Origin of the sequence: Leptolyngbya cf. ectocarpi LEGE 11479 (assembly GCF_015207065.1) — a bacterium.
Lineage (GTDB): Bacteria > Cyanobacteriota > Cyanobacteriia > Phormidesmidales > Phormidesmidaceae > Leptothoe > Leptothoe ectocarpi.
The window spans coordinates 14074-31312 of sequence record NZ_JADEXP010000029.1 but is presented as its reverse complement, the minus strand read 5'-3'; the positions used below and the strand labels follow the sequence as shown (position 1 = coordinate 31312).

The 17239-nt window shown below is 51.0% G+C and carries 19 protein-coding genes and 1 other RNA gene; 7 read left to right on the top strand and 13 right to left on the bottom strand.

From position 1 onward, the window contains the following. Positions 1–31 precede the first annotated feature (31 nt). Positions 32–760, top strand: coding sequence for an NYN domain-containing protein (locus IQ260_RS05705; RefSeq protein ID WP_193991663.1), 729 nt, complete (start codon positions 32–34; stop codon positions 758–760). 6 nt (positions 761–766) lie between these two features. Here IQ260_RS05705 and IQ260_RS05700 read toward each other — a convergent pair whose 3' ends face one another. Next, the gene (locus IQ260_RS05700) at positions 767–1396 is read right to left on the bottom strand and encodes a type I restriction enzyme HsdR N-terminal domain-containing protein (RefSeq protein ID WP_193991661.1); all 630 of its coding nucleotides are present in this window, start codon (positions 1394–1396) and stop codon (positions 767–769) included. Positions 1397–1556: 160 nt separating this feature from the next. Between IQ260_RS05700 and IQ260_RS05695 the strand changes: the two genes are divergently transcribed. Continuing rightward, positions 1557–2546, top strand: coding sequence for a glycosyltransferase family 2 protein (locus IQ260_RS05695; protein WP_193991659.1), 990 nt, complete (start codon positions 1557–1559; stop codon positions 2544–2546). A 54-nt stretch (positions 2547–2600) separates the two neighbouring features. On the opposite strand, the gene IQ260_RS05690 is transcribed toward IQ260_RS05695, so the two are convergent. The 3 genes from IQ260_RS05690 to IQ260_RS05680 form a co-directional block, all read right to left on the bottom strand. Next, entirely contained in the window at positions 2601–3008 is a 408-nt protein-coding gene (locus IQ260_RS05690; RefSeq protein ID WP_193991657.1) for a DUF4346 domain-containing protein, read from the bottom strand. A gap of 69 nt (positions 3009–3077) precedes the next feature. Beyond that, on the bottom strand, positions 3078–4286 hold the full coding sequence (locus tag IQ260_RS05685; protein ID WP_193991655.1) for a GNAT family N-acetyltransferase: 1209 nt from the start codon (positions 4284–4286) through the stop codon (positions 3078–3080). 81 nt (positions 4287–4367) lie between these two features. After that, positions 4368–5102: a RibD family protein gene (locus IQ260_RS05680; RefSeq protein ID WP_193991653.1), complete on the bottom strand. Its 735-nt coding sequence runs from the start codon at positions 5100–5102 to the stop codon at positions 4368–4370. Between the two features lie 386 nt (positions 5103–5488). Between IQ260_RS05680 and IQ260_RS05675 the strand changes: the two genes are divergently transcribed. Continuing rightward, positions 5489–7510: a sensor histidine kinase gene (locus IQ260_RS05675; protein WP_193991651.1), complete on the top strand. Its 2022-nt coding sequence runs from the start codon at positions 5489–5491 to the stop codon at positions 7508–7510. Between the two features lies 1 nt (position 7511). Here IQ260_RS05675 and IQ260_RS05670 read toward each other — a convergent pair whose 3' ends face one another. The 4 genes from IQ260_RS05670 to IQ260_RS05655 all read right to left on the bottom strand — a co-directional run bounded on the left by IQ260_RS05670 (position 7512) and on the right by IQ260_RS05655 (position 10926). Continuing rightward, positions 7512–8540: a Gfo/Idh/MocA family protein gene (locus IQ260_RS05670; RefSeq protein WP_193991649.1), complete on the bottom strand. Its 1029-nt coding sequence runs from the start codon at positions 8538–8540 to the stop codon at positions 7512–7514. A 26-nt stretch (positions 8541–8566) separates the two neighbouring features. Continuing rightward, positions 8567–9334 (bottom strand): ribonuclease III, encoded by a 768-nt coding sequence (gene rnc, locus IQ260_RS05665; RefSeq protein WP_193991647.1) that lies wholly within the window; start codon positions 9332–9334, stop codon positions 8567–8569. A gap of 86 nt (positions 9335–9420) precedes the next feature. Then, an RNA gene (gene rnpB, locus IQ260_RS05660) (RNase P RNA component class A) lies at positions 9421–9845 on the bottom strand. A gap of 46 nt (positions 9846–9891) precedes the next feature. Next, a complete protein-coding gene (locus IQ260_RS05655; RefSeq protein WP_193991645.1) occupies positions 9892–10926 on the bottom strand; it encodes an aspartate carbamoyltransferase catalytic subunit in 1035 nt (344 codons plus the stop codon). 129 nt (positions 10927–11055) lie between these two features. Here IQ260_RS05655 and IQ260_RS05650 point away from each other — a divergent pair, with 129 nt between their 5' ends. Further along, positions 11056–11637: a sporulation/spore germination protein gene (locus IQ260_RS05650; protein WP_193991643.1), complete on the top strand. Its 582-nt coding sequence runs from the start codon at positions 11056–11058 to the stop codon at positions 11635–11637. Positions 11638–11641: 4 nt separating this feature from the next. Here the strand turns inward: IQ260_RS05650 and IQ260_RS05645 are convergent, their stop codons facing one another. Next, the gene (locus IQ260_RS05645; protein WP_193991641.1) at positions 11642–12232 is read right to left on the bottom strand and encodes a DNA-3-methyladenine glycosylase; all 591 of its coding nucleotides are present in this window, start codon (positions 12230–12232) and stop codon (positions 11642–11644) included. Positions 12233–12424: 192 nt separating this feature from the next. On the opposite strand from IQ260_RS05645, the gene IQ260_RS31415 reads away from it, so the two are divergent. Both IQ260_RS31415 and IQ260_RS05640 read left to right on the top strand, forming a co-directional pair. Then, positions 12425–12547, top strand: coding sequence for a hypothetical protein (locus IQ260_RS31415; RefSeq protein WP_265579503.1), 123 nt, complete (start codon positions 12425–12427; stop codon positions 12545–12547). A gap of 29 nt (positions 12548–12576) precedes the next feature. Next, positions 12577–14256, top strand: coding sequence for an MBL fold metallo-hydrolase (locus tag IQ260_RS05640; RefSeq protein WP_193991639.1), 1680 nt, complete (start codon positions 12577–12579; stop codon positions 14254–14256). An 18-nt stretch (positions 14257–14274) separates the two neighbouring features. On the opposite strand, the gene IQ260_RS05635 is transcribed toward IQ260_RS05640, so the two are convergent. Then, a complete protein-coding gene (locus IQ260_RS05635) occupies positions 14275–14562 on the bottom strand; it encodes a DUF6679 family protein (protein WP_193991637.1) in 288 nt (95 codons plus the stop codon). A 118-nt stretch (positions 14563–14680) separates the two neighbouring features. On the opposite strand from IQ260_RS05635, the gene IQ260_RS05630 reads away from it, so the two are divergent. Continuing rightward, complete coding sequence (locus IQ260_RS05630; RefSeq protein WP_193991635.1) at positions 14681–15436, top strand: creatininase family protein; 756 nt, start codon at positions 14681–14683, stop codon at positions 15434–15436. Positions 15437–15499: 63 nt separating this feature from the next. On the opposite strand, the gene gatC is transcribed toward IQ260_RS05630, so the two are convergent. The 3 genes from gatC to IQ260_RS05615 all read right to left on the bottom strand — a co-directional run bounded on the left by gatC (position 15500) and on the right by IQ260_RS05615 (position 17029). Then, complete coding sequence (gene gatC, locus IQ260_RS05625; protein WP_193991633.1) at positions 15500–15784, bottom strand: Asp-tRNA(Asn)/Glu-tRNA(Gln) amidotransferase subunit GatC; 285 nt, start codon at positions 15782–15784, stop codon at positions 15500–15502. Between the two features lie 144 nt (positions 15785–15928). Further along, positions 15929–16450: a photosystem I assembly protein Ycf3 gene (locus IQ260_RS05620; RefSeq protein WP_193991631.1), complete on the bottom strand. Its 522-nt coding sequence runs from the start codon at positions 16448–16450 to the stop codon at positions 15929–15931. A 141-nt stretch (positions 16451–16591) separates the two neighbouring features. Continuing rightward, positions 16592–17029: a hypothetical protein gene (locus IQ260_RS05615; RefSeq protein ID WP_193991629.1), complete on the bottom strand. Its 438-nt coding sequence runs from the start codon at positions 17027–17029 to the stop codon at positions 16592–16594. Between the last annotated feature and the right edge of the window lie 210 nt (positions 17030–17239).

Here is a 17239-nt window from a genome sequence, read left to right as displayed (position 1 = left end):
GATATATAAGTAGGCTGTGCCCCACCTGGATATGAGGCAATCAGAGTCAAAAATTGCTTTGCTAATTGATGCAGACAATGCGCCTGCTCCAAAAATCGATGCCATTTTGGCAGAGATCGCTAAATATGGAGTAGCTAATATTCGTAGAGCTTACGGCAATTGGAAGAATGCTCATCTTCGAGGGTGGGAAAGCTGTCTGCATGATTACGCTATTCAGCCTGTGCAGCAGTTTGATTACACCAAGGGTAAAAATGCGACGGATGCAGCCCTGATCATTGATGCGATGGACTTGCTGTATACCCAAAATCTAGACGCATTTGCAATAGTGTCTAGTGATTGTGACTTCACGCCGTTAGTAATGAGAATTTTAACGAATGGTTTAAAGGTGTATGGATTTGGCGAAAAGAAAACACCTTCGCCTTTTGTCTCAGCTTGCTCAATGTTTTTGTATCTAGAAACCATTGATCAAGTCGCTGACGTGGATACCGCTAAGCATGCTATTAGTGCAAGAAAGAGTGCCCAAGAGTTGAAGCAAGATACGAAACTTATGAACTTGCTAAGAGGAGCTGTGGCAAGCACTCAAGATGAAGAAGGATGGTCTAGGCTATCTGTCATCGGTGCACATATTGCCAATCAAGCATCTTTTGAATCTCGTAATTACGGATATGCCAAGTTAAGCAGCATGTTCGAAACAATTGATCTATTTGAAATACGCAGAAAAAACAAAGGTGTTTATGTTAAAACTAAAAAAAAGAAATAACTATTTTCAACTAAATTGTTGATTAGCATTTTTTTGTAGCATTGCTAGGATTGTCGCGACTTCGTAGAGACGATTTTGGCGCGATAGCAGAGAAAACGATTCTGAAAAGTCATAGACCGAATTCTCTAGTTTGCAGAACATGAAATCACTGCCGTTAGTGACCATGCCAAAGGCTGGTTGTGTCTCAGAAGCGGCCATGTAAGCGAGACATTGGGGTAAGGCTATATCTACAGCAAATTTTGAGCGTTTTGCTTCGACTGTGAGGATCCATATGAAATCGCAGATAACCAAGACATCAATGCGACCTCTGTAGATTTCGTCGCGTTCATTTACTTCTATCCGTACAGGTATCTCTGAGCGGACGAAAAAAGGAGGTTCGTGAAAACCCAAGCGTTCCAGTAACGGGGCAACTAGAGAAAGGAGAACAGTGCCCTCTGTTAGTAAGTCAGCTTCATAATAGTTTCGATAGCGTTGTTGAAGATGATCTAAAAACGCTTTTTCTTCGTCAGCTAAGTTGACCGCCAGTGTTTGCCATTCTGTAAAAAACGACTCATCTGTGGTTCGCTGTAACCCAAAGCGATTATTCAGCTCTTGAAAGCTTGAAATCGTTTTTTCAATCGCTAGTAGGGTGACCATAGTTTGATGCGATACAAGTTATTGCCATTGTAATCAATGGTTAGAACTGGAGCGCTAGGGTAACCGGCAGTCTGAGGTCGATAGCTAGGAGGCAGCTGAGAAATAATTGGGGGTGTTATGTTGGAGTATCACCGTTCTGCTTGTTTATTGTGAACACACTATGGCGATTTCCCCCAGTTACGTCACCCAGGCCACTAATCGCCATGAGCTGTCGGTTGTCGTGCCAATTTATAACGAGCATGAAAGCATTCCCCTGCTAATTGAGAGAATTACAGCCGTAGCTCAGGAGATGGATGTGTCCTATGAGCTGATCTGTGTTGACGATGGTTCCACCGATGGATCGGCAAAGCTGCTCAAGACTATTGCCAAAGAGCGTCACGACCTGCGGGTGATTTTACTCCGGCGGAACTACGGGCAGACTCCGGCCATGGCAGCGGGATTTAACTACGCTAGGGGTAAGGTGATTGTTACCCTGGATGGAGATTTGCAAAACGAACCTGCTGATATCGCCACGGTTTACCACAAGCTGCATGAGGGCTATGACCTGGTGAGCGGCTGGCGCAAACATCGTCAGGATAATGCTGTTACTCGACTACTGCCATCAAAAATTGCGAACTGGCTGATTGCCCGCGTCACTGGAGTGCAACTCCACGACTATGGCTGCTCACTCAAGGCTTACAGTGCTGAGGTGGTCAAGGATATGAATCTCTATGGTGAGCTGCACCGCTTTTTACCAGCCCTAGCCTATATCGAAGGAGCACGTATCAGTGAAGTCCCAGTGCGGCACCATGCTCGTCAGTTTGGTCAAAGTAAATACGGACTGGGGCGTACTTTTCGGGTGGCCCTAGACTTGTTGACCATTTACTTTATGAAGACATTTTTGACCCGACCTATGCATGTGTTTGGTCCCTTTGGGGCGATTTCGGTGCTAGCGGGTTTGGGGCTCAGTGTCTATCTTGCATTTATCAAATTCATACTGCAGGCCGAGATTGGTAATCGGCCTCTACTGATGTTAGCAGTGGTGTTATTTATTTCGGGCATTCAGCTGTTGAGTGTGGGGCTGCTGGCCGAGTTAATGATGCGCACCTACCATGAGTCACAACAACGGCCCATTTATCGCGTGCGGGAAGTGGTAGGTGGAAAACCTTAGAGGCGTCTTGTTCTCTTGATTCTGACCCTAGCCGTAATCACGTCCTTAGCCCTCTTAATCTTGCACATACTCTTCTCCATTAATCAGGGCGATTTCAGCTCTGACAAATTCTCGTCCAAGATAGGCGGCGTGGTCTAAATAACTGATGGGACAAGGGTTTTCTTTATCTTCAAAGATTTTCATACATAGCGCTTTGGCTGTGGGGGCTTGATAAAGATGAGTAGACTGACGGGGCTGGGTATTTTTCTTGGCAATCAGAGGTTTGCCAGTTTCTGGATCGCAGGCTAGTCCCTTGTCGTTAATGATATTGGTGAAGTGCTTAGCACAGAGCAGCCCTTGGTCGGTATCCAGGTAAATTAAAAAGTAGCCGTCTGGATCTAGCTCAATAAATCGTTTAGATAGCTTGTCATCGTGGGCTTTGAGGTCAGCCGCCGATGGGCGGGTGTTTTGGCTGATGGTCATAGTAGGGCGGCAGTAACAGAGCACACATTCTACCGTGTGGCTTCTCCGATTTCATCACGCTGCTGCTGTTTATGGCTTACTCTCTGGTTGCTCCGTGGCCAATGGCTTTAAGGGTAAATCTGCATTGATGGCGTCGATTTCATGTTGCTCGGCGGCGTTGATGCGGTCGATATAGTTGTCGAGGACTTGGGCCAGGGTGGGGTGATAAAACTTGTGGAGACTGTGATTAGGAGCGGCGGGAAAACCGCGTCGCTTTTTGTGACGACCGCCAGCACCGGGATCAAAGAGTTGGATGCCGTTGGTGATGGCCCAGTCGATGGGCTCGTAGTAACAGGCATTGAAGTGGAGGTGGTTGTATTCTTCGAAGGCACCCCAGTAGCGGCCGTAGAGACGGTCGCCTTTAGTCAAGCAAAATGACATGCCGATGGGGGCGGGGCTGTTGTCGGTATAGGCAGCGAAGACAACGGTGCGATCGCAATAGCCCGGATACAGCTGCTGAAAAAACTGACGCGTCAGATACTTGCTTCCCCACCAGCCAAACTTGTCACAGGTATCGCTGTAAAAGTCATACACCAGACTGCAAAGGGTATCAGACATCCCCTTCCCAGTATGAACCTCAAAGTGCAGACCCGCCTTAGCTACAGACTTGCGCTCTCGCTTGATATTACGTCGCTGATTGGCATTAAAGCGAGCTAGATAATCATCAAAGCTGCTGTAGCCCTCATTCTTCCAAATATAGCTATGGTGCAGCCAGCGATGGAAGCCCAAGGATTCAATAGAGCTGCGCCAGCCAGGATCCGCATATAGAAAATGACAGCCTGAAATATGATTTTTTACACAAAACTGATCGATGGCCGCCACCATCACCCGAGTCAGCATCGCCTCATCTTCCCCAGCAGCGATTAAAAATCGATACCCCTCGGCGGGCGTAAATGGCGACATGCCCAATAGCTTTGGATAGTAATCAATCTCCAACTGCTCCGCCAAATCAGCCCACTGATGATCAAACACAAATTCCCCCCGACTGTGCCCCTTAAGGTATAGGGGAGCCGCTGCCACCAGCCTGTCTTTACACCACACTGTTAAATGGTTTGGCAGCCAGCCTGTCTGGGCAATGGTGCTCTTAGAGGTTTCCATAGAATTCAGCCAAAACCACTCAAAAAATGGTGTGTTTAGCGGCTGAGCCATGCTGTCCCAGTCTGTCCGAGGCAGGTCTGCCATGCAATTGACCCAACGCAGCGTATAGTCGGTCAGTGGATCAGTGATGGTTATACCCATTGCTTGGCGTGCTAGTTCTCTACGGTAATGTAGCGCGGGAGATGGGGAATGAGAATGAAAAACTCCAAAATGCCCCATTTTCTATCGCAGCCGTTGGTAGTGCAAAAACACCTCATCCCCAATAGTTTGGCTCGCCACCAGATTAAATCTAGGGGCCTCGTTTAGAGAGAATCCATCACCGTCGCAGGGAGTGGGTGCTTGTTGGCCACCGATAATCAAAGGGCAAATGGTGAGCCAAAGATCGTCAATTAAATCAACCGCCATGAGCGCAGCAACCAGCTGTCCACCCCCCATAACCAGTAGATGATGGATATGGAAAGCGAGCAGCTCAGTCACAATTTGTGGCCAATCGAATAGGGAGCTATCTGCCCTGGTGGGGGCGCTCCAGATCCGCTCAAATTTTTCTAGATCCTGCCAGGTTTGAGCCCCGGTGGTAGTGGTTAATAGCCAGCGGGAAAGGGGCTGTTTGAAAAAATTAGCAGCGGGATTCAGCTGTCCTGATGGCGAGCAAACAATGTGAATAGGCTGTGGCCGCCGTTTTTGCTGGTGACGTTTTGCCAGCAGGGTCGGATCTTTGATCAGTGCCGTAGTGCCATAGGCGCGCAGAGTACCGGCGCCAAATAAGGTGGCATCAGCCGTCGCTAAACACTGTTCGAGATGCTGCTGATCGTGGGGCGAGGGAAATCGGGCAGCTGTACGATCAACATCGCTAATTTTGCCATCAGCACTCATAGCTACAATCGCTGTGACATGGGGGCGATCATGAGGGGAGAAAGACTTAGCGTCTAAACTAGCCTGAAAATCTGACAGTGACATGTTCTTAACTAAGAGTAAAGTACCCTAAATTATTCGCTTGCAGCTGATTAAGCTACCTTTGATAAGGCTTCATCTATGTGAGTGCTATTTCAACTTTTGGCAGTGTAGCCGGTAGCTAGGTAAAACCAGTCGATAAACTAAGTGGGTGTTAATACCGGTATCGGTCGTTACAAGGTCGTGAGTACGGCTGTCCTGAGATCTGACACTGGTGAATGGTGGTTTCCTCCGGGATATACCATCGAAATAACATGGGACTGTGACGATATCGCTCACCGTTGGCTAGACTGCGGAGTAAGCATTCTTGTGCGTTATTTCTACGACTTGACATCCATGTATTTGCGTTTCCTGTTGACATCAGCGACGGTTATTTAAGTTGTTAGCGGTTTATGGCTAAGCGTCCCCTTTCATTTCGCCGGTTACTGATCCTGCGTATCTTACTGCTGAGCACGCCTGTGCTACTTCTGGGGCAGGCGATTACCCTGCGTAAGGCACGTAGTAGCTTACTGGAAACTGCCCGGCAAAATTTAACGAGTAGTGCCATTAACAAAGCGACTGGACTACAGGACAGTGTGCGGGCAGTGGAGTCTGAACTTTTACTGCTGGCCGATAGCCAAGCTTTAAAAACGGGTGATTTGAATGCAGTTGCTGGTGCTCTTAGCCGTTATAGCAAGGTGGCATCCCATCGCGTCGGTTGTTTAGAGCTGACTGAAGCTAAAACAGGCACGGTGGTATCGACCACCTGTAAAACACCGTTGCTGCCAACACCGTTGCAGCTGCCATGGCAGCAGACGCCCAATGGCAACTCAGATTTTTATTTAGTGGACTTAGACAGTCCTAAACAGAGTAGTCCCGACGCATTATCAGACGCATTATCAACAGGCACTGTAGAGCCGAGGATGCATCCCTCGCTGCTCGACCTGACTGTGGCGACACCGATTTACGAACCGACCGGCAAGCTACGCTATACCCTCTCTGCCCAGCTTGGGTTTACTCAGCTAGAAGATACCAATCCCCGTTCACTGGTGGGTAAAACCGTCATTATTGACCCCAACGGTATTGTGGTTACCCATCCCAATCCAGAGCTAGTGGGGTTATCGGTGGATGATCTTAACGGAGCTGACCGATTTGAAAGCATCATCAGTAGTATTCGTGTGGGGAATAAGGACACCCTACATTTGTTCAGCCTGTTGGAGACCGGGGATGAGTGGTTGGCGGGGTATAGCGGTGCGGAATTGCCGATTTCAACCGGTCAGACCCAAACCTGGAATGTATTAGCAGTGACACCGATTGATCAGGCGCTCCATGCGTTAGGCGAAATCCGGATGATTTTGTTTTTACTGACGCTGGGGTTGCTGGGGGCCAATGCGCTGTTAGCACTCTATGTAGCCCGTAGTCTGTCATTACCGGTGGAGCGACTGATTCATTACACCCAGCAGGTTCAAGATCTCTCGTCGGGTGTGAAGGCCGCTCCCCCCAATCGGAGTATTTGGGAACTGGACTACCTCGGTAAAGTGCTCGAACGGATGCTGCGTCGTTTAGAAGGGGGGGCTCAGGAACTGCGGCAGGCTTGGGAAAATGCCCAGATGGCCAACCAGCTAAAAAATGAGTTTTTGGCCAATACGTCCCACGAGCTGCGCACCCCCCTCAATGCCATCATTGGCTGCATTCGTTTGGTGCGAGATGACTGCTGTGACGATCGCGAAGAAGAGCTGGAGTTTCTAGAACGGGCTGATAATGCAGCGATCCACCTGCTTAAAATTATCAATGATATTTTGGATATTGCCAAAATTGAATCAGGTACTGTCAGCCTTGATTTAGAAACGTTGAACCTTGATGACATCGTCCATGATGTGCTGGATATGCAGGCTTTGCAGATTCAGCAGAAGGGCTTGACCTTGCACCGCCCCAAAAAGTCAGATCCGATTTGGGTGAAAGGGGATGGCGATAAGCTGAAGCAGGTACTCCTCAATATTGTTTACAACGCGGTTAAATTTACCCACGAGGGCAGCATTAGCGCCACGATTGATGTGGTGAAGGCGGGGGATGCATCTGAGCAGGATGACTCTACCGCCATTCCGGCTCCTCGGGTGAGTGTCACCATTCAAGATACAGGCATTGGCATTGAGCCCAAGGATCAACAAAAACTCTTTCATCCCTTTGTGATGGTGGACGGTACCCATACGCGTTCCTATGAAGGGACGGGGTTAGGTCTGGCGATTTCGAAAAACTTTATGAAACTGATGGGGGGCAGCATCGGTCTCCACAGTGCCGGGGTCAATCAAGGAACAGCGGTAACGGTGGTGCTGCCGCTGCTGGCCAACCATGGCGAGCTGGATCAGGCTGAACCCTCTGGAGACGGGACTGAAGCAACCGAGCAGATTTTGGTGGGCCACAAGGTGGAGGGCTAGTTCAGCCTGGAGCCGCTGCCAAAGATACCCATGCACCCGTTTGAGCCAGGGATTGGGAAAGGGCTTCTAGGATAGCAACTAGGGTGGTCCCGACCCTGCCTGAGGAAATTGGAGAGACTTGGTTCGTGAGCGCGGTTTGCACAAAATGATCACACATAGTGGCTAGGGGTTCTTGGTTGGGCACAGCCAAGGGAATGGCGTCTAACGCCTGGGGAGCAAATGTGTCGGATGCTGGATGACCCAGGTGGAGATAGAGGGGGGCATCGGGACGCATTTCATCCAAGAGGAGGCTGCCGCGATCGCAAACTAAACTTAACTGCCGCTGTTTGTGGGGATTGGCCCAGCAGACATGAATTATCGCTTCAAAACCGCTGGCATAGTGCAGACGACACCAGACCACATCGGCTAGGGGCTGCTCGAAGTGTGGCAGCCAGCTCAGCCCCTGGGCTTGGACACGGATGGGGGCGGCCTCCAGCCAGTGATTAAAAATGGCGATGTCATGGATCGCCAGATCCCAAAGGGCATCGACATCTCGACGCACAGGCCCCAGGTTGGTGCGAGCCGCATAGCCGTAGCGCGGGGTACCCAGGCGGTTGAGGTTTGCCCTGGCCTCGGTAACAGCAGGATGAAAGAGATAGGTATGGTCGATCAACAGCTGTCGATTTTGCTGCTGGGCCAGAGTGCAGAGATCAGCGGATGTGGCAGCGGTGAGAGTGAGCGGCTTTTCACACAGGACATGGAGCTGACGCTGCAGGGCCGCTGTAACGATAGCTTCGTGGGTCGTGGCGGGTGTTGCGATCGCAACGGCATCTAAGTCTGCGATCTCCAGGGCATCTTCCCAGCAGGTTAACAAGATTACAGCATCATCTAGGTTAAATTTCTCGGCTGTGGCCGTCAACTGCTCGGCGCACGGATCGACCACAGCCCGCACCTGGATCTGGGGATGGGCTAAAAAATTGCGCAGTAGGTGGGTGCCCCAACGCCCCACCCCCATCAGCGCTAGCTGGATTTGCCCTCTGTTTTGCTCCATTGGCCGTAGTGCTTGCTTATTTCTGCTTATTGACTGGTAATCAACGGCTCCAGCTGCTCATAGGCTTGCTGGGCAGCGCGCTGTTCAGCCTGTTTGATCGAGGGGCCTTTGCCGTCTCCCCACAGTTTGCCCTGATACTGGACCCGTGCATAAAAACGCTCAGGATCGCCGTGGCGCTGGCTAATTTCCGAGACGGTGTACTCAGGCAGCTGTTTGCTATGGGCCTGGGTGAGTTCCTGGAGGGCCGCCTTGTAGTTGTGGCGGGCCGGGTCGTTTTTGATGGTGTGGGTCAGTCGCTCAAAGTGGGCATCAAGCCAGGGGCGAATCAGGCTGAGGTCGTGGGTACTCAGGTAGAGCGCCCCCAGCACGGCTTCGAAGGCATCAGCCAGTCGGGAGCTTTGGCCAGCCTGGTCCCCCGCTGCACTGGAGGAGATCTGCAAATAGCGGCTGAAGCCATAGTCTTTAGCCAAAATTGCCAGGGTGCGATCGCTAACCAGCTGCGATCGCACCGCTGCCATCTCTCCCACCGACATTTGAGGATAGGTTTCCTGCAAAAACTCAGCTGCTGCCAACCGCAGGGCCGCATCCCCTAAAAATTCCAACACTTCGTTATTCTGAGCGGCCGAGCGCGAAATATCCACCAGCGCCTGATGTAGCAGCTCCCAGTGTACAAACGTGCTATCGGCCAATCCTAACGTCGTGACAAACGTTGCCAACTGCCGCCGTCGGCGCTCTCCTATGGCCCCTTGTCCATCCTCTTGTTCACTGCTTATTGTTTTGTGGCTACCGACCATTCACCGTTATTTGATGGGCTGTGCCCACCCTCCTGCGCGCATACAAACTGTACAATCCGTACAAAACTCTGTACAAAACTAAAAAATGGAAAGAGTCAGCCGTAAGCCGGGTTCTGTTCTCGCTAATGTCGGCCGACATCAACGGGCGGTTATCTATCTGGGACGACTGTTACCAGTTGCCTCTAGCGGTACACCAAAAGCGGGGCTGGAAAAAGGTCAACCATGCCCCCTGCGACCTTGCTCCTAGCCGGGGTTTACCGAGCCAGTACCTCTCGATACTGCTGGTGCGCTCTTACCGCACCTTTGCACCCTTACCTGTGAAAGGATGAAGGATGAAGGATGAGTTTAAATTCCGCCTTCCGCCTTCCGCCTTTCCATTGGCGGTATGTTTCTGTGGCACTATCCTCACGGTCACCCGCACTGGGCGTTACCCAGCAAGCCTGACCTTTTAGGAGCCCGGACTTTCCTCAGATTAGGTCAAGCCTAATCCGCAACCGCAGCACCAACTCTTTCCGACTATCAATAATATCGCCTGCGGTGTCATGGTGAGGACTGGGCTACTTGACACCCCCAATCAGGTACAGCAGTGCCATGCGCGTGGCCACACCACTGGTCACCTGCATGGGAACGAGACTGAGCTGAGGATCATCCATCAGGTCTGAGGTTAGTTCCACCCCTCGATTCGTGGGGCCAGGGTGCATAATTTTCACGTTAGGATGGCATGCTTGCAACCGCTCACGGGTGATCCCAAACTGCTGGTGGTATTCCCGCAGGCTAGGGAGCAGATGCTGGCTCATGCGTTCATGCTGTAGACGCAGTGCCATCACAAAGTCGGCATTCTCTAACGCTGGTTCTAGCTGCCAGTGAAGATGGAGCTGGCGAGTCGCGATCGCACCTTCCCCGCTGTCATCAGCCCCATCATCAGACCTCACCGGTCGATTAAACGCCTCTAAAAAATGCTTGGGCAGCAGGGTGGGTGGAGCGACAAGATGCACCTCCGCCCCACAGGCCGTTAGGCTCCAGATATTAGAACGAGCCACCCGCGAGTGCAAAATATCTCCCACAATCACTACTTTTTTCCCTTGGAGATGCTGGATCTGGGGATTAGCGGCATCCAAGCTACGGCAAATCGTAAACAAATCTAGCAATGCCTGGGATGGATGGGCATGCTGACCGTCACCAGCATTCAGCACTCCCACTCCAGCGTTAATGCGATCCATTTCTTGGGCAATGATGGCAGGCACCCCCGCCTGTTGATGGCGAATGACCATCAGATTAGTCCCCATGGCCAGATAGGTTTTGGCCGTATCTAGAATGGTTTCTCCTTTTTTGAGCGATGAGCTACCTGGAGAAAAATTAAGAATATCTGCAGACAGACGCTTAGCCGCTAGCTCAAAACTGCTGCGCGTCCGGGTAGACGGTTCAAAGAAAAGATTGGTAATGACTTGGCCCTGTAGCGCTGGGACCTTTTTAGTACGGCGGGAAAGGACTTCACGAAAACTAGCTGCCGTTTGGAGAATGGTTTGATAGTCACCGGGGGTGAAATCTTCTAACGAAAGAATGTGGCGACGACTCCAAAGATTGTCGGCCATAAACAGCCAAAAATTGAATAGGGGACGAGAGCGAACGTCTGAGGTTAATGCAAAGTGTCACACTTTAGGGACAGTTGTATACCTCAGTTTGTAGGATATGAATATAATCTCTACTTAGTATTTCATTCAATGGTGCGGTTCCCAAAGGTATTGTTAGGTTTATTTGTGGCCGTGGGGGTGACCATTGCAGGCTGTAATGGTGCCACTGACATTACTGAGCCCCCGCCAGCCGACGTAGAAAGCCCTGCTGAGGAAACGGTAGACGATGAAAAAACGACGGCTGACGATCCCAAGGCAACAGCGGACACTCCAACCGTAGAAAGCCAGGCGAATGATACAGCCCCGGCGACCGATACGAAGCCTGAAATGGTAGCAGTTTCGATCTATGTGATGGATGACAGCTGCAGCAACTTTAAAGCGGAATCGGTAGAGGTGCCAGCCGCAGAACCTATGTCTGGGGCCGTGGGTGAGGTGCTTGAGCGCCATGAATTTGAAGCATTTAAGCTGTCGGGCTACCGAGTCAAGGTTGAGAATAGTAAGGCAACGGTGGACCTGCGCCTGGCAGAAGATTCTGAGCGGCAGTTTTTATCGCTATCTAGCTGCGAACAGCAGGGACTGTTTGGTGGTTTGGAAGAGACCCTGATGCAGAACCCATCCTGGCAAGTGGACCAGGTGGAGTTTACTAATCGCGGCAAGGAAATTGTGCTGTAGATGCCTAGCGTTTAGAAACGCTGGGGTGGTCCTTGAGATACCAGCGCCAGGGCCGCTCAGCCGCTTTGGAAATGCCAATGCGGGTAGTTTGAATCAAGTTTTGCTGCCCCTGGTCTAGCTGTTGTTGAAACGTGGGCGAGCGGTGTTCGAGCCACAGCTGATGCGATGGGATCAAGGCTAGGCCATCGTGACGGCGGTTGATGGAGAGCGTGCGACAGAGCTTACCAGGTCCGGCTGCGACTCGATGGCCCTGGCGGACGTACTTTGGATCTAACCCCGGTGGCAGATTGCTCAGCTCAATCGCACGAATCAAGACAGCACTGCCTGTATTAGCGGCTTCGGTCACCACATTAAAACAGTGGTACATGCCGTAAATCAGGTAAACATAGCTGTGCCCTGGCGGTCCAAACATGGCGGCGTTGCTGGGGGTTTTCCCTCGATAGGCATGGCAGGCGGGATCGTCAGGACAGTAGGCTTCGGTTTCGACAATCCGCCCCCGTAGGATCTGGCCCTGAAGCTGACGGACCAGGGTACAGCCGATTAGGTCAGGCGCCACCTGGAGGGTATTGCGATCGCACCAGTCAGCAGTAATCATCAGGTGGCAGATAGTATTGCAGTAAATAACAGTGCAGTAAATAACAGTTATGTAACAGTCCGGGCATCTAGGATTGCATTCCGCAATGAACTTGTTAGGATCCAAAGAGCGGATTGGTCATTTTGTCCAATCGTTCGACTGCCCATAGATTTGCACTCAGCGTGCGCTTTAGTACTTAAGGAATTACCATCCGTGGATATAAAAGCAATCTTGCCAGTTTTAGCCATTGTTTTCTCAGTAGCGTGCCTGTTTTTTGGCACCCAAAATGGCTTTTATGACTCTGATGACTACCATGGCAATGGCTCTGCCCACTAGGCACCGCTGCCGTTAGCCCATCTAAGCCGATGGGGGCTGATGCTGTTTTGCCACCGCCAGGAGCAACAAACACCACCGATGGAGACACCGTCGTTTGTTATCCCTATGGCGTCGGCCATGATCGTGAAGGCGTTAGTTTAGGACTCTCTATAGGCCCCCATCGGGTGCTTTTGGACTGTGGCTTAAGCACGTTAGACTCCCTAGAGCAGTCGCGGCCACCGGATTTGGTAATTTGCAGCCATGCCCACCCCGACCATGGGCGAGGTTTGGGTCTCTTGCAGCAGCGGTGGCCCCAAGTGCCCATTTACGCCACAGCCGCCACCAGCTCCCTGCTAACGGATAGGGACTTAGTCCCAACTATTCAAGTATTGTCGTGGCGTAGCCCCGTAGAGGTGGCCGCTAATCTTACCATTGAGCTATGGCCCGCAGGGCATCTGCCGGGGGCCGCCTGTGTGCTGTTGACCTATGCTCACAACAATCAATCCCGTCGAGTTTTTTATACAGGCGATTGTTTTCTCTCCAGTACCCGGCTGGTGGAGGGGTTACCCCTGTCTGCACTGCGAGGGCTAAATCCGGACGTGCTAATCGTTGAGGGCACGCTGGGGGCTACGCAGTATCCCAATCGTCGCTACCAAGAAAATAAGCTGATAGAGCGGTTGCGATCGCACCTGGATCAATCCCGCTGTGTCGTGTTTCCTGTCCCGCTGGTGGGTCTGGGTCAGGAGCTGCTAATGCTTTGGCGCAGTCACTATCATTTTACCGGGCAGCCCCTGACTATTTGGGTAGATCCGGCCCTCGTCCACAGCTGTGACGCCTATTTGCAGCTATTAGAGCATCATCCCGACACCTTTCCTCGCAACGTCCAAAACTTTGCCCAACACCAGTCTATTTTTTGGGATGAGCGGGTTAATCCCACCATTAAACCCTTGCCTAAGCTACTCAACACGCCAGAGGGTAATACCATCGAAGCCCCTGCCGTCCTGTTAGTACATCCGGCCACCCCCGCTGACTTCTACTGTCAGCGTTATCGGGGTGCCTGGAGTGTCTTTTTGCCAGAGCACGCCGATCTGCGCGCATGGCAGGCCCAAGTCAATACCTACGGTCCAGCCTACGACTGGTTTGATAGTTTCAAGAATACGACCACATCGGGCACGGTCCAGCTAGAAACCTACCAGCTTTATAGCCATTGCGACGGCGACGGCACTACCCAGCTGATCCATAATCTCCGCCCGCGCCATGTTGTCCTGGTCCATGGGCAGTTAGAAAACCTCAGCGCCCTTGCCAATTTAGAGTCGCTCCACAGTCGTTACCAGCTCCATATTCCCCTACCGGGAAATCCCTTATCTCTGTTTTTGGGAACGCAGTTTTCATCACCACCGCCGCCTCAGGAGCTCACCTTTGAGGGTACGGTTAATGACTCTCCAGTCCAGGTTTCTATCCAACTGCCTCCTACCATTTCCACCGATGTTCGCTGGCAAAGCTTTGCTGAAACCGGCATCATCGAAGCCCACTGGCAAGGTGAAAATTTAGTACTGCGCGGGGTGGACCCGTCTGAGCTGACAGCCATGACCAACCGTTTAGCTCCCGATCGCGCCGTCTGTGACAACTGCCAGTTTTATCAGCAGCGTAGCTGCCAGCAGATCCAGTCGCCGCTGTTTGGCAAGATTGTGGCCCCTGACGGCTACTGTCCAGAATTTCAGCCTCGGTAGCGGTTAGGGCCAACGCGTCTACTCGTGAATCTGTTCAGATGTGGGACAATCATCTGAAATAACTATTTCCCTATCATTTTTAGGCACGGTGGCCAGCTTTTGCTGGATGGCACCAATGCTTTCCAGTCGTACCATCTCTTCCCAGGAACAGCACTCGTCGTCCTCTTCGGTTTCATAGCGCAGGGTGACGAGATCGCCTTCGATATTTAAAATTTTGGCTCGTTCAATCCAGCGATGCTGATCTCTCAAAAACACCCACACCTCTCGACCGTCGCAGGAGAGTTGGTATATCTTGCGATGTAGCATAGAAATCTACCCGTCATCTAGGCGACCATGTGGTCAGTAACCACAGCTTATAGCTTAAGGGAGGGGACTGAAATTTGACCACTAGAAATAAGCATGCTATCGGTGACGGAGATCAATTATGAAATTGCAGCTGTGTACATGGCCTGAGGTGGAGGCTTATTTATTGCGATCGCAAGGCATCATTTTGCCGATCGGCTCCACCGAGCAACATGGTCCCACGGGACTGATTGGCACCGACGCTATCTGTGCAGAAACGATTGCAGTGGGTGTCGGCAAGCAAACCGGAGCCCTAGTCGCCCCCACTATCAATGTGGGCATGGCTCTACATCACACCGCCTTTCCCGGCAGCATGAGCCTACGACCCAGTACTCTCATTGCCGTCATCCAGGATTATCTCAGGCCCTTAGCTCGGGCAGGATTTACCCGCTTTTACTTTATCAACGGCCACGGGGGCAACATGGCCACCCTCAAAGCCGCCTTTTCTGAAACCTATGCCACCCTAGCGGATCTCCATATTGCCGGAGCCGACCAGGTCCGCTGCAAACTTGCCAACTGGTTTATGTGTCGCTCCGTCTATACCCTAGCCAAAGAACTTTACGGTGACCAGGAAGGATCCCACGCCACCCCTAGCGAAGTGGCCCTGACCCAATATGCCTATCCTGAGTCCATCAAATCCGCGCCCTTGGAGCCCCAAGTAGCTCCCTCTGGTCACCGTATTTATGGCGCTGCCGATTTCCGTCGGTTCTATCCAGATGGCCGCATGGGCTCTAATCCAGACCTAGCCACCCCAGATCATGGCCAACAATTTTATGAGGCCGCCGTCAAAGAAATGAGCAACGACTACCTCCGTTTTTTAGGCGATTTGGGTAATTAAAATTTTTAAGGGGGCGTTCCATGGAACGCCCCCTTAAACGACATACCCCCAATGAATGGGCAATTACCCTAAAATCTTAGGCACCTTAAAAAAGTCATCCTCACGATCCGGTGCAATTTCTAAAATAGACTCCCGCTCTTCAAATTGAGTCAGCTCGTCTTGACGGGTGATATTACTGAGTTCAATCGCCCGTGTGGTCGGCTCAATATTGTCAGTGTTGAGTTCATTGAGCTGTTGCACATAGTCTAATATGCCGCTTAGCTGTTCCGTAAACTGCTGCTCTTCTGCCTCAGTCAGATCGAGTCGAGCCAATAGCGCGACCTTACGGACCTGTTCTAAATCAATCATTGGGGATAAGTGAGAAAAGTATGATGAGTAATGTTCATCGTTCAATGGGAACGCAAAGCTCAAAGCCCACAAAATAGGGGGTTTGGGGGCTTGAAAACTGGTAGCTCTTTTGCCAGAAATGTCCTAAGTCAGCAAGCCAACCGATTAAAAGAATACATCCGCTGGCATCCGCCCTGTATTTTTCAACCAGTTTTGCGCCTCAATGTAATTATTGGGAGCCATCCGCATCGCTTCTAGCCAGTAGCTAGCTGCTTTATCGTATAGGGCCTCAGCGGCTTTAGTATCCCCAGAGGCTTCTGCTTGCTCACCTCGATAATGATGGATAACCGCCGTATTATTGAGGGCCTGAGGCATCCGAGGGTTCAGGCCCATCGCTGCTTCATACTTCTCTAGTGCTTCATCGTGCTTACCATTACTGGCGTGAATGAGTCCCATATTGTAGAGAATAAAGCTCTTGTCGTAGGGATCTTCTTCCAACTCAAGTGCGGCGCTGTAATTATCTAGGGCTTCTGCATACTCCCCATCGGCTTGGGCAGACATACCGTCACGATAGTAGGCAAACGCTTCTTTTGCCTGCTTTTTGGTCGGCATCATCTTTAGGATCATATCGGCCATGACCGTAAAAGACTTATCGATGAAGTTGTCGTTACGCTGGGTTCTAGGCATGGCAAGACTAATACGGTAAGAGTGCCGGTTATATTTTAGTGCAATGCCGTGGTGACTTCATCAAGTTAGTCTTGGTCTGTAATAAACCTTGTCCAGTGCTAGCAAGGCTTGCTTGTGTTTGTTAAAGAAAGTCTCAGAATTTCAAAATGAAGGTGCATTTCCTAGCTGTGCCTCTAAATAAAGAATCAAATCGGCCAGGGTCTCAACACACGTTTCATCAAAGCAGTCGCTAATATCGATGCCAAACTGAGCGACCACATCATCACAAAAGGTCATCGACCAATCAAACCAGCACACCAGAGGAAACTGCAAATCATCCACCAGACGATCATGGGGTCTGACTCGATTAAACTCAATACCGGAATAGGCTTCTAATGAGCGATAAATAAACAGCAATATGTCGTCTGGAGATCGGGTAGCTCGATGACATTCATCACACCACGCGGCCTGGGATAAAGGACGACGATGCTGACGTAGAAACTGATTAACCTGCCGACGCATGGACAGATCAGGGCTCATATCCTGGTATGCCTGTACGCTATGGAGATAGTTCTTAGCCTTTTGCCACTGTCGCCACATAAATTTTTGCCTAACCCGCAACCCAGAAACGTTTTTTATTGAGCAGTACCCCCATCATCTTGCTGCCTCAGCATGATATTAGAGTCAACGCTATGGTAGCTCGCTAGCCGTTAAGGGTCTGGCCTAAGCGCCGCCGCTTCATAACATTTACTGTATAGGTGTGTCTTTATTTTTCCCCAACGCCCTCGCAAAATTACGGTGGGGATAGAG

Excerpts from the sequence above, each read along its gene's own strand:
- gatC (WP_193991633.1), bottom strand. The coding sequence starts at position 15,784 with ATGATTGATTTAGAACAGGTCCGTAAGGTCGCGCTATTGGCTCGACTC.
- IQ260_RS05640 (WP_193991639.1), top strand. The coding sequence starts at position 12,577 with ATGGGGGCTGATGCTGTTTTGCCACCGCCAGGAGCAACAAACACCACC.
- IQ260_RS05685 (WP_193991655.1), bottom strand. The coding sequence starts at position 4,286 with ATGGGTATAACCATCACTGATCCACTGACCGACTATACGCTGCGTTGG.
- IQ260_RS05705 (WP_193991663.1), top strand. The coding sequence starts at position 32 with ATGAGGCAATCAGAGTCAAAAATTGCTTTGCTAATTGATGCAGACAAT.
- IQ260_RS05635 (WP_193991637.1), bottom strand. The coding sequence starts at position 14,562 with ATGCTACATCGCAAGATATACCAACTCTCCTGCGACGGTCGAGAGGTG.
- IQ260_RS05695 (WP_193991659.1), top strand. The coding sequence starts at position 1,557 with ATGGCGATTTCCCCCAGTTACGTCACCCAGGCCACTAATCGCCATGAG.
- IQ260_RS05690 (WP_193991657.1), bottom strand. The coding sequence starts at position 3,008 with ATGACCATCAGCCAAAACACCCGCCCATCGGCGGCTGACCTCAAAGCC.
- IQ260_RS05675 (WP_193991651.1), top strand. The coding sequence starts at position 5,489 with ATGGCTAAGCGTCCCCTTTCATTTCGCCGGTTACTGATCCTGCGTATC.
- IQ260_RS05650 (WP_193991643.1), top strand. The coding sequence starts at position 11,056 with ATGGTGCGGTTCCCAAAGGTATTGTTAGGTTTATTTGTGGCCGTGGGG.
- IQ260_RS05670 (WP_193991649.1), bottom strand. The coding sequence starts at position 8,540 with ATGGAGCAAAACAGAGGGCAAATCCAGCTAGCGCTGATGGGGGTGGGG.
- IQ260_RS05620 (WP_193991631.1), bottom strand. The coding sequence starts at position 16,450 with ATGCCTAGAACCCAGCGTAACGACAACTTCATCGATAAGTCTTTTACG.
- IQ260_RS05655 (WP_193991645.1), bottom strand. The coding sequence starts at position 10,926 with ATGGCCGACAATCTTTGGAGTCGTCGCCACATTCTTTCGTTAGAAGAT.
- IQ260_RS05700 (WP_193991661.1), bottom strand. The coding sequence starts at position 1,396 with ATGGTCACCCTACTAGCGATTGAAAAAACGATTTCAAGCTTTCAAGAG.
- IQ260_RS05645 (WP_193991641.1), bottom strand. The coding sequence starts at position 12,232 with ATGATTACTGCTGACTGGTGCGATCGCAATACCCTCCAGGTGGCGCCT.
- rnc (WP_193991647.1), bottom strand. The coding sequence starts at position 9,334 with ATGGTCGGTAGCCACAAAACAATAAGCAGTGAACAAGAGGATGGACAA.
- IQ260_RS05615 (WP_193991629.1), bottom strand. The coding sequence starts at position 17,029 with ATGTGGCGACAGTGGCAAAAGGCTAAGAACTATCTCCATAGCGTACAG.
- IQ260_RS05630 (WP_193991635.1), top strand. The coding sequence starts at position 14,681 with ATGAAATTGCAGCTGTGTACATGGCCTGAGGTGGAGGCTTATTTATTG.
- IQ260_RS05680 (WP_193991653.1), bottom strand. The coding sequence starts at position 5,102 with ATGTCACTGTCAGATTTTCAGGCTAGTTTAGACGCTAAGTCTTTCTCC.